Raw genomic sequence first — 15550 nt, forward strand, 5'->3', positions numbered from 1 at the left:
ACACACCATTGGGACGGGCGATTTATTTCATAAACAAACCAGCATTTGGTGAGCATTTTATATTGTTAAGTTATGGATGTTCTGCAGATAACGCTGTGGTGAAATAAGTAATTAGTTAAATAATCAAAAACATAGCTTAATATAAAAAATTAATTAATTGTACAAATTAGGCTAAAATAAGCTAAATAACAAAAATAATTGAAAAACAAATGTGAAAAAGTGCACAAAAATCGATAAATAGAATTGTTTATAGTGCCGAAATGCACAATGAAAGCCTTAAAAAGGTTAAAAAACAAGAAAAAAGTGTTGACTAAAAAACAAAACGATATATAATTAAATTAAGTTACAAAACAAAGTAACAAACATCAAAAGGAGGAAAATTCTATGAAATTAAAAAAGGTTTTATCAGTTGCATTAGTAGCAGTTATGACCATGAGCATGGCAGCATGCGGCGGTTCAAACAATGCAGCAGACAATGGGGGAGCAACAAACGGAGCAGCTTCTGATAACAGTGCAGAAGCAACAAATGATGCAGCAGCTACCGAGAGCAGTGATGCAGCAGCATCCACAGACGGATCTTTATCCTATGCAGACATCAAACTCGGTGAGGATTATACAGATCTGACAGCAACAATTTCATTATTCAACCACAGAACAGATCTTGAATCTGACGATTATAACGGAACAACATGGAAAGAGTATTTAGCAGCATTCAATGAAATGTATCCAAATATTACAGTTGAACTTACAACCGATACCAACTATGCAGATGATGCTTTGATGCATTTACAGTCTGGTGACTATGAGACAGTCATGATGATCCCGGCGGTTGATAAGGCAGACTTAAGCAATTACTTTATTTCATATGGTGATCTTGATACCATGAAGACCCAGATCAATTATGCAACTACATGGGAGTATGGCGGACAGGTTTACGGTGTTCCTTCTACAGCAACTACACAGGGTATCGTATACAATAAAAAAGTATTTGAAGAAGCAGGAGTTACAGAACTTCCAAAGACTCCGGAAGAATTTATCGATGCATTACAGAAAATCAAAGATAACACAGATGCAATCCCACTTTATACAAACTATGCAGCAGGCTGGACAATGGGAGCATGGGATGCTTACATCGGAAATAATGCAACAGGCGACAATACATATATGAACCAGAAATTAGTTCATACAAAAGATCCATTCCAGAATTATGGCGATGATACACATGCTTATGCAGTTTACAAGATCCTCTATGATGCAGTTGCAGACGGACTGATCGAAGATGACTTTGCAACAACTGACTGGGAGGGCTGTAAAGGTATGATCAACAATGGTGAGATCGGTTGTATGGTACTTGGCTCATGGGCTTATCCTCAGATGGAAGCAGCAGGCGAAAATGGCGCAGATATCGGTTATATGCCATTCCCAATCACTGTAAATGGTGAGCAGTATGCATCCGCAGGTGCTGATTACTCTTATGGTATCAATGCAAATGCAACAGATGATGAAAAAGCAGCAGCTATGGTATTCGTAAAATGGATGACAGAAAAATCCGGTTTCTCATACAACGAGGATGGACTTCCAGTCGCAGCCAGCAGTACAGATACAAAACTTTCCTTCGATGGGGTAACATTCTTAGAGGATGAACCGGCATTAGAGGGCGAGGAAGATTTCTTAAATGAGATGAATGCAGAGTCTGAGTTAAATATTAACGCAGGTGGAGACAGTAAAATCCAGGCAATCATTGAGCATGCATCCAATGGCGATAAGACATTTGATGAGATCATGGACGAATGGAACACAGCATGGTCTGATGCACAGGAATCAAACGGAATTGAAGTAACTGAGTAATATAGTTCCACAAAAGGGAAGGGGAGGTTCCCCTTCCCGGATAAAAGACAATGGATGGAGGAATTGTGGATATGGAAGGGAAAAAACCATTCAGTTTTACAAAATGGGCAAAAAGCAGAAAAGGACAGCAGGTGATCATCTGTGTGGCATTTATGACAATTCCGCTGTTATTGCTGTTTGTATTTACTTATCTGCCTTTTGCCGAGATGGTAAAATTCAGTTTTTATAAGATGAAATATTTAACTCCGGTAGATCAGAGAAAATTTGTCGGATTTAAAAATTATATTGACGTATTTCGCAGGGATGACTGCTTTGGAGCATTAAAGCTCAGTCTTTATTATATGGTAGGTGCGATTATTCAGCTTGTACTTGCACTTTATCTGGCTACTATTTTAAGTTTTAAGGTAAAGGGAGGAAACTTCTTTAAAGGATTAATGTTTTTCCCATATCTGATCAGTGGTATTGCGATCGGATTTATTTTTAAATTTTTCTACACCAGAGGATTTGTATTTGATACGATCTTACAATGGTGTGGATTTAAACTTGACAATCTTCCATACTGGCTGAAAGATCAGTCAATTAACAACTGGTCTTTGGTGGCTACTTCGGTATGGCGTTATTTTGGACAGAACATGGTATTGTTTATCGGTGCGATCATGTCTGTGGATGCAGACCTTTACGAAGCAGCAGAGTTAGATGGTGCAAATAAATTTCAGCAGTTTAAACATATTATTCTGCCGAGTATCAAAACAATTATCACATTAAACGTAATTCTTTCCATTACAGGTTCCTTAAGTGCATTTGAACAGCCTTACGTTATCACAGATGGTGCAAATGGAACCGGAACATACTTTGTAATCATGAATGAGATCGCTCATGTAAGCCAGAAGGTAGGTCTTGCTTCTGCAATGGCAGTTGTACTTCTTCTTATCATTTTTGCATGTACGATTTTACAGAAGTTATTCTTTAAATATATCTTCCGTGATGCTGAGAGTGAGGATGAATCCTACAAGGCAAAACGCGCAAGATTAAAAGCGGAAAAACAGGCAAAGAAAGCTGGAAAGGGAGTGGCATAGGAAGATGAGAAAACATAATGTAAATGTGCAGAAAAGAAAAAAACATTATACCGTTGGTGCAATCCTCTGGCTGATCGTTGAATATGTATCGTTGATTTTCTTTGGACTTTGTGCAGTTGTTCCTGTTATCTCCTGTGTGATTACAGCGTTTAAGACACAGGAAGAATATCAGACGACCAATGTTATGACATTGCCGAAGAACTGGCTGAATTTTGATAATTTTATTAAAGCATTTCAGACAGCGGATATGGGAAGAGCTTTCTTAAACTCCGTGATCGTTATGGTATCTGTCCTGGTTGTTTCCATTGTAATCGGAACACAGCTTGCTTATGTATTAAACCGTTTTAAATTCCCGGGAAACGGACTGATCCGAAACCTGTTTTTGTTTGCTTCACTGCTTCCTGCAGTTGCAATGCAGGTAACTGTATATAATATCATGACAGCACTGCACTTTGTCAATCATTTATATGGATATATTATTCTGATGTGCGGAACGGATGTTATCTCAATTTACATTTTCATTCAGTTTATGGAAAATATACCAATATCTCTGGATGAATCGGCAATCATTGATGGCGCATCCTATTGGACAATTTACTGGAAAATTATGCTTCCACTATTAAAACCGGCAATCGTGACATCCTGTATTTTAAAGGGCGTTGGTGTTTATAACGAGTACTATATGGCAAACCTTTATCTGATGGATAAAAAGTTACATACAATCGCGACATCACTTTATACATTTGTTGGCCCGATGGGAAGTCAGTACAATCTGATCTGTGCAGGTGTTATCATTTCCCTGCTTCCGGCATTGATCGTATTTATCCTCTGTCAGAAACAGATTTACAGTGGAATTGCTGCTGGTGCAGTAAAAGGCTAAAGAGAGAAAGAGGAAACGGTTATGAGTGAGTTAAAAGAACTTGCAGCAGAAGCAAAACACGAACTGCTCACACATATCATTCCATTTTGGAGAGGTATGCGGGATGATAAGTTCGGCGGATATTACGGTTATCTTTCCTATGATCTTGCACTGGATGAAAAAGCAGAAAAAGGATGTATCTTAAACAGCCGTATTACCTGGTTTTTTGCAAATGCGTATTTACTTTATAAAGACGGCGGCATTTCGGAAGAGGAATGCGAGGCAGCAGGTTTTAAGGGAGAAGACCTGCTTGCCGAGGCAAAACATGGTTATGAATTTTTAAGGGAACATTGTATCGACAAAGAATACGGAGGGATCTTCTGGTCATTAAATTATGACGGAACACCACTTGATACAACTAAACATACATACAATCAGGCATTCTGTATTTATGCGTTGTCATCTTACTATGATGCAGCCGGGGATAAGGAAGCGTTAGAACTTGCTTTTTCCCTGTTTGATATCATTGAGGAGCGCTGCACGGATGAGATCGGATACTTAGAAGCTTTTACAAGAGATTTCAAACCAGAATCAAATGAGAAACTTTCCGAGAACGGTGTACTTGCAGATAAGACAATGAACACACTGCTTCATGTTTTTGAGGCGTATACAGAATTGTATCGCGTGACAAAAAATGAAAAAGTCGGAAAGAGACTGATGTGGATCATGGATACCTTTGCAGATAAGGTATACAATCCGGTAAAACAGCGTCAGGAAGTATTTTTTGATGCAGACTATAACACAATCTTGGACCTTCATTCCTACGGTCATGATATCGAAACGGCATGGCTGATGGATCGTGGTGTTGACGTGTTAAACAATGAACATTACCGCGAGAAAATGACAGCGATCACAGAGACGCTGACCTCAAGAATTTATCAGGTGGCGTTTGATGGTCATTCCCTTGCGAACGAATGTGACCGCGGCGTGGTCAATGCACACCGCGTCTGGTGGGTGCAGGCAGAAACCGTTGTTGGTTTCTTAAATGGTTATGAAAGAAACACAGGACATTCTGAATATTGCGATGCTGCACTGGCAGAGTGGGAGTTCATCAAAACCTATGTGGTTGATAAGAGAAATGGTTCTGAGTGGTTCTGGGAAGTCAATGAGGATGGAAGTCCGATTTTAGACAGACCGATCGTAGAGCCGTGGAAATGTCCGTATCATAATGGAAGAATGTGTATAGAAGTCATCCGCAGAATCGGAGCATAAAACAGATTCATTTATTTTTAGAAAAAGAATGGAGATTCGACGAATGTTACATGAGAGATATTATGTAGAAAAAGAAAAGCAGGAAAGACTGCTTTCCCGCAAAAATGTAAAATCGGATTTTTACAATGGTGTTTATGACCGTTATGAATATCCGGTATTGACAAGAGAGCATATTCCTCTGACCTGGAGATATGACTTAAACCCGGAGACAAATCCATATTTCATGGAGCGTCTTGGAATCAACGCAGTGATGAATTCCGGCGCGATCGAACTGAACGGAAAATATTATCTGGTTGCAAGAATCGAAGGAAATGACAGAAAATCTTTCTTTGGTGTTGCTGAGAGTGATAACGGAATCGATGGTTTCCGTTTCTGGGATTATCCGATCCTGTTACCGGATACCTGTCCGGAAGAGACCAATGTCTATGATATGCGTCTGACCAAACATGAAGATGGTTACATCTATGGTGTATTTTGTTCTGAGTCAAAAGATACAACCGTAAACGATCTTTCCGCAGCCGTAGCTGCAGCAGGAATCGTTCGTACTAAAGATTTAAAGAACTGGGAGAGACTGCCAAATCTTGTTACTTTAAATTCTCCGCAACAGAGAAACGTGGTACTTCATCCGGAATTTGTAGATGGAAAATATGCATTCTATACAAGACCGATGGATGACTTTATTGAAACCGGATCAGGCGGAGGAATCGGATTTGGACTTTGCGAAGATATCACACACGCCGTGATCGATGAAGAAAAAATGACAAGCCTTCGCAAATATCACACGATCACAGAGGCAAAGAACGGTGCAGGTGCAACTCCGATCAAGACAGACAAAGGCTGGATCCACATTGCACATGGTGTCCGCAACACCGCAGCAGGACTCCGTTATGTTATCTATGCATTTGCAACAGATTTAAACGATCCGTCAAAAGTGATCGCAGAGCCGTCCGGACTCTTAATTGGACCGAGAGGTGAAGAGCGTGTCGGTGACGTAAGCAATGTTGTATTTACCAACGGTGCGATCGTAAATGAGAATAACGAAGTATTTATCTACTATGCATCTTCGGATACGAGAATGCATGTAGCGACAACTACCGTGGATAAACTGGTGGATTATGTATTTAATACACCGCAGGATCCGGGCAGAAGCGTTGAGTGTGTGGCACAGAGATGCGGACTGATCGAGAAGAATTTAGAGTTCCTTGCAAAGGAAGATAAATAAGAAATAAAAAAGAACGACGAAAATAAATTGCAGATAGAATCTGCAGGTGCGTGGATGTAAGACGCAGAAATGGAGGAAGAAAATGAGCAAATATAAAATGATCAGCCAGCCGGTACCAAATGTACCATGGCAGGAAAGACCGGAAAACTTAACAGGAGCACCGGTATGGAGATACAATGAGAACCCGATCATCGGACGTAACCCGGTAAAAGGTGTTGCAAGAATTTTCAACAGTGCCGTTATGCCGTATGAAGATGGATTCATCGGTGTATTCCGTGGAGAGCAGACTAACGGTATTCCTTACATTTACCTTGGAAGAAGCAAAGATGCGATCCACTGGAATTTTGATGAAAACAAGATCAATTTCGTAGACGAGGAAGGCAAACCGTTTATGCCGCGTTATGCATATGATCCGCGTCTTGTAAAAGTAGAAGATACCTATTACATCATCTGGTGTCAGGATTTCTACGGCGCAGCAATCGGTATAGCAAAGACAACAGATTTCAAGACATTCACAAGAATTGAGAATCCGTTCCTTCCATTCAACAGAAATGCAGTGCTGTTCCCAAGAAAGATCAACGGAAACTTCATGTTATTATCCCGTCCGTCCGACAGCGGACATACACCGTTCGGTGATATTTTCGTGAGCGAGAGCCCGGATCTTACTTACTGGGGAAAACACAGACATGTGATGGGCAAAGGCTCTGAGTGGTGGGAGTCCTTAAAGATCGGTGGAGGTGCTGCCCCGATCGAAACATCCGAAGGATGGCTGTTATTCTACCACGGAGTAAGCGGAACCTGTAACGGTTATGTATATTCCATCGGTGGAGCAATCTTAGACATTGACAATCCATCTATCGTAAAATATCGTTGTGAGACATTCTTACTCACACCGGAAGAATGGTATGAGGAGCGCGGATTTGTTCCGAACGTATGCTTCCCATGTGCAACAATCCATGATTCCGAATCCGGAAAAATTGCAATTTACTACGGTGCTGCAGACAGCTATGTTGGTCTTGCATTTACAGAACTTGATGATATCATTGATTACATCAAAGAAAACAGTGTCGTAACACCGGAAGATACCGAGATCGGAAGACGCTAAAATTGCTGCTATTCATCCTTAATAGCATAAAATTGATTTGTAACACAGGCTGCCAGATGCAATGAAAATTGCGGCAGCCTTGTTGCGTAATTCATGAAACGTGTGATGGAGTGTCCGCAGAACGTGCATTTTATCATAATGGAATGTCCGCGGAGCGGGCAGTCTGCTTACATATTTAATTTTTGGAGGGGAACTCAGAACATGATAATTAAACCAGACAATGAAATGTTATCTTACAGTGGAAGAATTGATTTTGATGACAGGCTTGCACCGGTTCTTGTCTATGCGTGCAGTTCGATCGGAATGAAATTTACCGGAACATCCTTAAAGGCAGTGATCGTAAACCACCGTTCCTGCTGGACGAATGAGCTGGGATATTTTATAGACGGGGAACAGAAGCGTTTTACCTTATCGTCCGATGAGGAGAAAAAGACTTATACTTTAGCGGAGAACCTGCCGGAAGGAACACATGAACTGCTTTTATTTAAGAGGATGGATTCCTGTCATACATTTACATTTTACGGATTTGAGATCGATGATGGAGCTAAAGTGCTGGCACTGCCGGAAAAACCAAAACGTAAAATGGAATTTTTCGGTGACAGTGTTTCCTGCGGAGAGGTTTCAGAGGCTGTGGAATATGCCGGAAAACCGGACCCGGAGCATGATGGGCAATACTCAAACAGTTGGTATTCCTATGCATGGATGACGGCGCGCAAATTAAATGCACAGATCCATGATACGTCACAGGGTGGAATATCACTTTTAGATGATACCGGCTGGTTTGCCGCACCTCATTATAAAGGTGTTGAATCCTGCTATGATAAGATCGAATACCACCCGGATCTCGGACCGACAAAACAGTGGGATTTTTCCCAATATATCCCGAATGTAGTCGTTGTCGCGATCGGACAAAACGATAATCATCCGGTAGACTATATGGCAGAAGATTACGACAGTGAAAAATCCGAAAACTGGAGAAAACATTACCAGGCATTTATCGAAAAACTGATGGAACTATATCCAAAAGCACAGATCATTTTAGCTACCACGATCCTGTGTCATGATAAAAACTGGGACCGCTCCATCGATGAAGTCTGCACCCGTATTGGAAGCAGCAGAGTCCATCACTTCCTCTACACGAAAAATGGCTCCGGCACACCTGGACATATCCGTATCCCGGAGGCAGAGCAGATGTCGGACGAACTTGCAGCATATATTACATCACTCGGAGATGAAATCTGGGAATAAAAAGGAGAACATCAACATGGAATATCAGATCAAATACGAAAACGGCATTGCCAACCACGGCAACTTATACCGCTTAAAAAAAGTTATGGACCGCGCAAAAGCCGGCGAACCATTAAACATTGCATTCTTAGGAGGTTCAATCACCCAGGGAAGTCTTTCCACCAAACCGGAACTCTGTTATGCATATCATGTTTATGAGTGGTGGAAAAAGACATTCCCACAGACAGATTTTACTTATATTAATGCAGGAATCGGCGGAACAACCTCACAGTTTGGTGTGGCGCGCGCAGAAGCTGATCTGCTTTCCAAAGAGCCGGATTTTGTCATCATCGAGTTTTCCGTCAACGATGACAGCACGGAGCACTTTATGGAGACCTATGAGGGACTGGTGCGAAAAGTATATACCAGTAAGACAAAACCGGCAGTCCTTTTAGTGCACAACGTATTTTACAATAACGGTGCCAATGCGCAGCTGATGCACGGACGCATTGCAAGACATTATAATCTTCCGGCTGTCAGCATGCAGAGTACGATCTACCCGGAAGTTGTCGCCGGGCGCATCGAAAACCGTGAGATCACACCGGATGACCTGCATCCGAATGATGCCGGACATGCACTTGTCGCATCGGTGATTACATACTTTTTAGATAAAGTAAAAACAGAAGATGCAACGGAACAGAGCGAACCGGATTATCCGACACCTCTCACAAAAAATACTTATGAGAAATCCATCCGTCATCAGAACAGCGACGAAAACGTAGTCTGCCATGGATTTGTCGCAGATACGTCCGCACAGAGAGATATTACCGACTGTTTCAAACACGGATGGACAGCTTCAAAGAAAGGTGATTCCATCACACTTGATGTTGAGGGCTGCAATATTTCAGTACAGTACAGAAAATCTGTAAAACTTCCGGCACCGGTCGCAGAGATCATCGTAGATGGGGACACGGATCATGCAGTTCGTCTGGATGCGAACTTTGATGAGACGTGGGGCGATAAATTAGAGCTTGACACTATCTTAGAATATGGAGAAAATAAAGTACATAAGGTGGAAGTCCGTCTGGTAGAGACACATGAGGACGATGCGGTGCCGTTTTATCTGGTTTCTGTCATTGGTTCCTCTGAAAAATAGCTCATTGGGAAAGGAAAAGAAGAATGTTTCGGGATGATTTTGTTTGGGGTGTTGCGAGCAGTTCTTATCAGGTAGAGGGAACCGATGCAAACGATGGAAGAGGAAAAAACGTCTGGGATGCATTTACGGAGGCGGGCAGGATATATGAAAATCAGAATGCGTATACGACCTGCGATCATATGCATCATTATAAGGAAGATTATGCGCTGATGAAAAATCTTGGCATCAAGGCATATCGTTTTTCATTAAACTGGGCACGTATTCTGCCGCAAGGAACCGGACGTGTCAATGAAAAAGCAATCCAGATGTACCGTGATATGATCACATGTATGAAAGAAAATGGGATCACGCCATATATTACCATGTTTCACTGGGAGTTTCCGCAGGCTCTTTATGAAAAAGGAGGCTGGTTAAATCCAGAGGTGATAGACTGGTTCGGGGAATATGCCAAAGTCGTTGCAGAGAACTTTTCCGATATCTGTGAGTATTTCATTACGATCAATGAGCCGCAGTGTGTGGTAGGACTGGGACATTTAAGCGGTGTGCATGCACCGGGATTAAAGCTGTCGACAAAAGATACATTCCAGATTGCGCACAACCTCATGAAAGCGCATGGTCAGGCTGTTATCAATCTGCGTAAATATGCAGTCCGGGATATCAAAGTCGGATACGCACCGACCGGAGGTGTCGCTTATCCTTATACGGATAAACCGGAGGACATTGAAGCTGCGAAAAAAGTATATTTTGGTTTCTATAATCCGATGGATAACTGGACCTGGAATGTAGCATGGTTTTCGGATCCTGTATTTTTAGGGCATTATCCGAAAGAAGGATTGGAGAAATTTGCGCAGTATCTGCCAGAGATCACGGAAGAAGATATGAAGCTGATCCATCAGCCACTTGATTTTATGGGACAGAATATATACAATGGTTACTATGTCCGTGCAGGAGAGAACGGTGAACCGGAATTTGTGGACCGTGAACCGGGATTTCCTAAGACAGGAGCAGACTGGCCGGTAACGCCGGAAGCTTTTTATTATGGTATAAAATTTCTGACAGAGCGTTATCCATTGCCGCTTTACATCACGGAAAACGGCATGTCCTGTCATGATAATATCAGCGCAGATGGCAGGGTGCATGATCCAAACCGTATCACGTTTCTGGATTCCTATATCGGAGCCATGCAGCGTGCAAGCGATGAAGGTGCAGATGTAAGGGGATATTTCCTGTGGACATTTCTTGATAATTTTGAGTGGTCCGATGGATACAAACAGCGTTTTGGTATCATTTATGTAGACTTTACAACGCAGCAGCGCATTGTAAAGGATTCGGCATTCTGGTATCAGAAAGTAATAGAAACGAATGGAGGAATACTTAGTATGAATCAGGCAAATAAAGATATTTTATTTTTAGACCCGGTATGTACGCACAATATCTGGGGCGGTACAAAGTTAAGAGAGGAGTTCGGCTATCCGGTAGAGGGTGATGACATCGGCGAGTGCTGGGGCATCTCCGCACATCCAAACGGAGACGGAACCGTTCGAAGCGGCGCATTTTCCGGCATGAAGTTATCTGCTGTATGGAAAGAACATCCGGAAGTGTTCGGCAATTACGACTGTGACCGTTTCCCGCTTCTCACGAAGATCATTGATGCAAGAGACGATTTAAGTATCCAGGTACATCCAAATGATGATTATGCAAAAGTGCATGAAAATGGTTCTTTTGGAAAGACGGAGTGCTGGTATATCATGGATGCACCGGAGGGAGCAACACTTGTTATCGGTCATAATGCAAAGACGAAAGAAGAACTTTCCGATATGATCCATCAGGGAAAATGGAAAGAGTTTATCCGTGAGATTCCGGTGAAAAAAGGTGATTTTATCCAGATCGATCCGGGAACAGTTCATGCGATCAAGGGTGGACTTTTAATCTTAGAGACACAGCAGAACAGTGATATTACTTATCGTGTTTATGACTATGACCGTCTTTCAAATGGCAAGCCAAGAGAGCTTCATGTAGAAAAGAGTATTGATGTTATCACAGTTCCGGCAAAATCTGTGGATGACAGTGTAAAATCCGCATTGAATCTGCCGGAAAATCAGTTGAATGAGCTGTATTCCTGCAAATACTATACGATCTTTAAGGCAGATGTAAATGGAAAGATGGAATTTGAGCAGAAGTATCCGTTCCTTCTGGTATCCGTTTTAGAGGGAGATGGAATCGTGGGCAGCAGCCCGGTGAAGAAGGGAGATCATTTTATCCTGCCGAATGGTTATGGAAAAGTTGAGATGCAGGGGAAGATGAGTCTGATCGTTTCTACTGTAAAATAATTATTTTGAGATGAAAAATCCGCAGGATGTGAGAGCGCACCTGCGGATTTTTTTGATGAACGGGGCAGACTTGGTGAATAGCAATGTTAAAAACGGGGCAAAATATAATTATATTAAATTTAAAAACGGGGCAAATCGTAATGATAATGATTGAAAAAACGGGGCAGATAGTGTATTGTGTAATTGGAGGTATGAATTTATGTACAGAAAAGATTCAATTGCAATTGGTGAATGGATTAAAAATTCAAATAAGGCATTATTAGTGACAGGAGCAAGACAGATAGGAAAAACATGGCTCATAAGAGATGAAATTGAAAAGAGCGGATATACTAAGTTTGAAGTGAATTTTATTGATCAGCCGGATATGGTTTCCTACTTAAATGCAGAGATGAGTGCGGAAGATTTTTTGATTAAATTAAAAATGATCATGCCAGAAGATTGCAAATCGCATGAAACGGTTGTTTTTTTTGATGAGATTCAGAAATGCCCGGAAATAGTAACTAAAATAAAATTTCTTGTAGATGAGGGAAGTTTTAAGTATGTAATGAGCGGATCCTTATTAGGGGTAGAACTGAAAGGTATCGCTTCGGCTCCGGTTGGATACCTGACTGTTTTAAAGATGTACCCTATGGATTTCGAAGAATTTATGATGGCGAATAATGTCTCAGTAACTACATTAGATATGCTAAATGAAAAATTTAAAAACGCCAGTCCTGTGGACGAATTTGTACATCAGAAGCTTTTGTCTATGTTTTTTGTTTATCTTATTGTTGGAGGAATGCCAGATGCTGTAAAAACTTATATAGAAACAAAAGATATTCGAGAGGTTGACAAAGTACAACGTGATATAACAACGCTTTATAAAGAGGATTTTTCCCAATATGAGATTGAGGACAGAAAGCTTAAGTTAAAGTCCATATATGACATTATTCCTGCTGAACTAAATAAGCAGAATAAAAAGTTTGTATTTACGATGTTGGATAAAGAACTGAAATTTGACAGATACGAAAATAGTTTTTTGTGGTTAAAAGATGCAGGTGTGGCGTTGCCGGTTTATAATATTGAGGCACCAGTTATTCCACTTTTAGCAAGCAAGAGCAGTAATATATTCAGACTTTTTTCGAGCGACATTGGATTGTTGACAAGTGCATATCCGGCAGAAACAAAAATGGAATTAATTAATAAAAACGGAGAAGTGAACAACGGAGCACACTTTGAAAATGCTGTCGCACAGCAATTAACGGCGAATGGTTTTACACCATATTTCTGTAAAAAGAAAAATATTGGTGAAATGGATTTTGTGATAGAAATGAATGGAAAAGTTGTTCCGATTGAAGTTAAGTCTGGTAAGGCATATAAATCACACAAAGCTTTGGATAATTTTATGAACATACCGGATTATCATCTTGAGAAAGCCTATGTTTTTTCCGTTGGAAATGTAGAAACAGAAGGAACTGTGACATATCTTCCAATCTATATGTGTTATCTGTTAAAAGAGCAGAAACTCGGTCAGATGATCGTAGAGTTGGATACTACTGGTTTGTAGATCAAAAAGGTTATTATTATCATAGGTGAGTATGACGTTTTGTTAGGCTATAAAAAGGACTGTAAAGTTGTGATTGGAGAGTAGATTTAAAGTCTCAACGTAGAAAGCTATGCCTGCGTTGAGACTTTTTTCTAGTGCAGTGACCTATTGCTATTTAGAAAAATGATGTACTGGTGCAGCACAATTATAAGATGTCTAATCCAGCCTTTAGGAGAGCAGCATCCACAACATGCTCGATCAGGACAGAAGTTGTGACACTTCCGACACCGCCCGGAACAGGAGTGATCGCATCCACAACAGGTTCTGCGTCGGCGAAGTTGACGTCACCACAGAGCTTGCCTTCCTCGTTTACGTTGATGCCGACATCGATGACAGTCTGACCGGCGCGCAGGTAGTCTGCGCCAATGACACCTGGTCTTCCGGCGGCAACGATCACGATGTCTGCTTCTTTTACAACGGATGGCATATCTTTTGTTTTTGTGTGACAGATCGTGACAGTTGCGTTTTTCTGGAGAAGCATCATGGCGGCTGGTTTTCCAACGACGGGACTTCTGCCGATCACGACAGCTTTTTTGCCGGAGCAGTCGATGCCATAGTGATCTAAAATCTTCATGCAGGCACTCGGTGTACACGGTGCAAAACCGGTTTGTTTTCCAAGGAAAACAGAGGCCATGGATCGGTCAGTGATGCCATCAATGTCTTTTTCTACGGCGAGCGCGTTGATGATCTTATTTTCATCTAAATGACGCGGCAGAGGACGGAAGAGTAATACGCCGTGAATATCGTCTGCCTCATTTACCTGTGCGATCGTATTTAAAACCATTTCCTCTGAGGCATCTTCCGGAAGCAGGAATTTTTCATAGGAAACGCCAAGAGTTTCACAGCGTTTAGTCGCACCGCGCTCGTAAGAAATATCATCTTCTCTTTCACCAATGCGGATGATGCCGAGTTTTGGTGTGATATGATGTGCAGTGAGCAGTTCTGTTTTTTTTCGGATTTCTTTATTTAAAGAAGCGGTAACTTCTTTTCCTGATAATAATTTAGCCATTGGTACCTCCATTTTTGCAAGTTTGTATCTCTGTTTTTATTTTTGCACATAGATTGTTTGAGAAAATGTACAATCCATGTTTATCTGATTTTTGAGCAGACCCGATTGAAAATCTCGTCAGCCTTCTGTTCGTATTTTTCACGCAGTTCATCAGCTTCCTTATTATAGGAAGCGGCAGCTTTTTTGTCAGCCATGGATTTTGTGTTGATGTAGATATTTAAGGATGCCCCCTGAAGAGCAGATTTTAGCAGCGTGGCGCCGACACCGGCATCGCTGATGGCAATTTTACTGCCCTTTTCGGCAAAGGTTTCAATCAGATCGATTGCCTCTGCGCAGGTCCGCATGATCTCAAGTGGAACTTCACAGGCTCCCACTAAGGCGGCTTCCATTACTTCTGCCTTTTTTTCAATTTCTTCCGGTGTGCTTTTTGGCATGCCGTAGGCGGCACTTAACGGTTCGAAAGCTTCGGCGTCTTTTTCCACGAGATCTAAAAGCCGTGCCGTGATCTCGTCCGCTTTTTTCTTACATTGAATGATATCCTCTTCCACAGCGGCATAGGTCTTTTTTCCAACGGTAAGACTCCCGACCATATTTCCAAGAGCGATACCGATCGCGCCGGCGAGGGCAGCGGCACCTCCGCCTCCCGGAACCGGAGACTTGCCGGATAAAACGGTGATAAAATCTTTACAGGAATAATCTGTAAAGCATGAATTTGTCTGATGTTCCATGATATTCCTCCATTGCACATTATTCTCCATACCTGTACGGTATTTTTTAACCATTTTCATTCGATAAGTTACAGTGATTGCTTTATTCTAACATATTGTAATTTTAAATGAAATAGAAATCCTGTAGCCCGGT

At 41.5% G+C, this 15550-nt stretch carries 12 protein-coding genes; 10 read left to right on the forward strand and 2 right to left on the reverse strand.

From position 1 onward, the window contains the following. Window positions 1–384: 384 nt before the first annotated feature. From DXA60_RS13780 to DXA60_RS13825, 10 genes are all read left to right on the forward strand, one after another. Entirely contained in the window at window positions 385–1848 is a 1464-nt protein-coding gene (locus DXA60_RS13780) for an ABC transporter substrate-binding protein (protein ID WP_117921959.1), read from the forward strand. Window positions 1849–1898: 50 nt separating this feature from the next. Further along, a complete protein-coding gene (locus DXA60_RS13785) occupies window positions 1899–2924 on the forward strand; it encodes a carbohydrate ABC transporter permease (protein ID WP_006855606.1) in 1026 nt (341 codons plus the stop codon). Between the two features lie 4 nt (window positions 2925–2928). Continuing rightward, window positions 2929–3804 carry a carbohydrate ABC transporter permease gene (locus DXA60_RS13790; RefSeq protein WP_006855605.1) on the forward strand — a complete coding sequence of 292 codons (876 nt, stop codon included), beginning with the start codon at window positions 2929–2931 and terminating at the stop codon, window positions 3802–3804. A 21-nt stretch (window positions 3805–3825) separates the two neighbouring features. Next, entirely contained in the window at window positions 3826–5055 is a 1230-nt protein-coding gene (locus tag DXA60_RS13795) for an AGE family epimerase/isomerase (protein ID WP_117921960.1), read from the forward strand. A gap of 43 nt (window positions 5056–5098) precedes the next feature. Next, entirely contained in the window at window positions 5099–6277 is a 1179-nt protein-coding gene (locus DXA60_RS13800; protein WP_117921961.1) for a glycoside hydrolase family 130 protein, read from the forward strand. An 82-nt stretch (window positions 6278–6359) separates the two neighbouring features. Then, window positions 6360–7382 carry a glycoside hydrolase family 130 protein gene (locus DXA60_RS13805; protein WP_015520962.1) on the forward strand — a complete coding sequence of 341 codons (1023 nt, stop codon included), beginning with the start codon at window positions 6360–6362 and terminating at the stop codon, window positions 7380–7382. A 201-nt stretch (window positions 7383–7583) separates the two neighbouring features. Continuing rightward, window positions 7584–8630, forward strand: coding sequence for a GDSL-type esterase/lipase family protein (locus tag DXA60_RS13810; protein ID WP_117921962.1), 1047 nt, complete (start codon window positions 7584–7586; stop codon window positions 8628–8630). A 16-nt stretch (window positions 8631–8646) separates the two neighbouring features. Further along, window positions 8647–9765, forward strand: a complete 1119-nt coding sequence (locus DXA60_RS13815; RefSeq protein WP_117921963.1) for an SGNH/GDSL hydrolase family protein — start codon at window positions 8647–8649, stop codon at window positions 9763–9765. Between the two features lie 23 nt (window positions 9766–9788). Continuing rightward, entirely contained in the window at window positions 9789–12095 is a 2307-nt protein-coding gene (locus DXA60_RS13820; RefSeq protein ID WP_117921964.1) for a GH1 family beta-glucosidase, read from the forward strand. Between the two features lie 199 nt (window positions 12096–12294). After that, window positions 12295–13641 carry an ATP-binding protein gene (locus tag DXA60_RS13825; protein WP_117921965.1) on the forward strand — a complete coding sequence of 449 codons (1347 nt, stop codon included), beginning with the start codon at window positions 12295–12297 and terminating at the stop codon, window positions 13639–13641. Between the two features lie 184 nt (window positions 13642–13825). Here the strand turns inward: DXA60_RS13825 and DXA60_RS13830 are convergent, their stop codons facing one another. Both DXA60_RS13830 and DXA60_RS13835 read right to left on the reverse strand, forming a co-directional pair. Then, window positions 13826–14689: a bifunctional 5,10-methylenetetrahydrofolate dehydrogenase/5,10-methenyltetrahydrofolate cyclohydrolase gene (locus DXA60_RS13830; RefSeq protein ID WP_117921966.1), complete on the reverse strand. Its 864-nt coding sequence runs from the start codon at window positions 14687–14689 to the stop codon at window positions 13826–13828. 80 nt (window positions 14690–14769) lie between these two features. Continuing rightward, window positions 14770–15417: a cyclodeaminase/cyclohydrolase family protein gene (locus DXA60_RS13835; protein ID WP_199536234.1), complete on the reverse strand. Its 648-nt coding sequence runs from the start codon at window positions 15415–15417 to the stop codon at window positions 14770–14772. Between the last annotated feature and the right edge of the window lie 133 nt (window positions 15418–15550).

This window comes from Roseburia sp. OF03-24, assembly GCF_003463035.1.
In the GTDB taxonomy this organism is placed as follows: domain Bacteria; phylum Bacillota; class Clostridia; order Lachnospirales; family Lachnospiraceae; genus Roseburia; species Roseburia rectibacter.

What these genes read in the sequence shown, in the direction of transcription:
- DXA60_RS13780 (WP_117921959.1), top strand. Translation starts at nt 385, where the DNA reads ATGAAATTAAAAAAGGTTTTATCAGTTGCATTAGTAGCAGTTATGACC.
- DXA60_RS13785 (WP_006855606.1), top strand. Translation starts at nt 1,899, where the DNA reads ATGGATGGAGGAATTGTGGATATGGAAGGGAAAAAACCATTCAGTTTT.
- DXA60_RS13790 (WP_006855605.1), top strand. Translation starts at nt 2,929, where the DNA reads ATGAGAAAACATAATGTAAATGTGCAGAAAAGAAAAAAACATTATACC.
- DXA60_RS13795 (WP_117921960.1), top strand. Translation starts at nt 3,826, where the DNA reads ATGAGTGAGTTAAAAGAACTTGCAGCAGAAGCAAAACACGAACTGCTC.
- DXA60_RS13800 (WP_117921961.1), top strand. Translation starts at nt 5,099, where the DNA reads ATGTTACATGAGAGATATTATGTAGAAAAAGAAAAGCAGGAAAGACTG.
- DXA60_RS13805 (WP_015520962.1), top strand. Translation starts at nt 6,360, where the DNA reads ATGAGCAAATATAAAATGATCAGCCAGCCGGTACCAAATGTACCATGG.
- DXA60_RS13810 (WP_117921962.1), top strand. Translation starts at nt 7,584, where the DNA reads ATGATAATTAAACCAGACAATGAAATGTTATCTTACAGTGGAAGAATT.
- DXA60_RS13815 (WP_117921963.1), top strand. Translation starts at nt 8,647, where the DNA reads ATGGAATATCAGATCAAATACGAAAACGGCATTGCCAACCACGGCAAC.
- DXA60_RS13820 (WP_117921964.1), top strand. Translation starts at nt 9,789, where the DNA reads ATGTTTCGGGATGATTTTGTTTGGGGTGTTGCGAGCAGTTCTTATCAG.
- DXA60_RS13825 (WP_117921965.1), top strand. Translation starts at nt 12,295, where the DNA reads ATGTACAGAAAAGATTCAATTGCAATTGGTGAATGGATTAAAAATTCA.
- DXA60_RS13830 (WP_117921966.1), bottom strand. Translation starts at nt 14,689, where the DNA reads ATGGCTAAATTATTATCAGGAAAAGAAGTTACCGCTTCTTTAAATAAA.
- DXA60_RS13835 (WP_199536234.1), bottom strand. Translation starts at nt 15,417, where the DNA reads ATGGAACATCAGACAAATTCATGCTTTACAGATTATTCCTGTAAAGAT.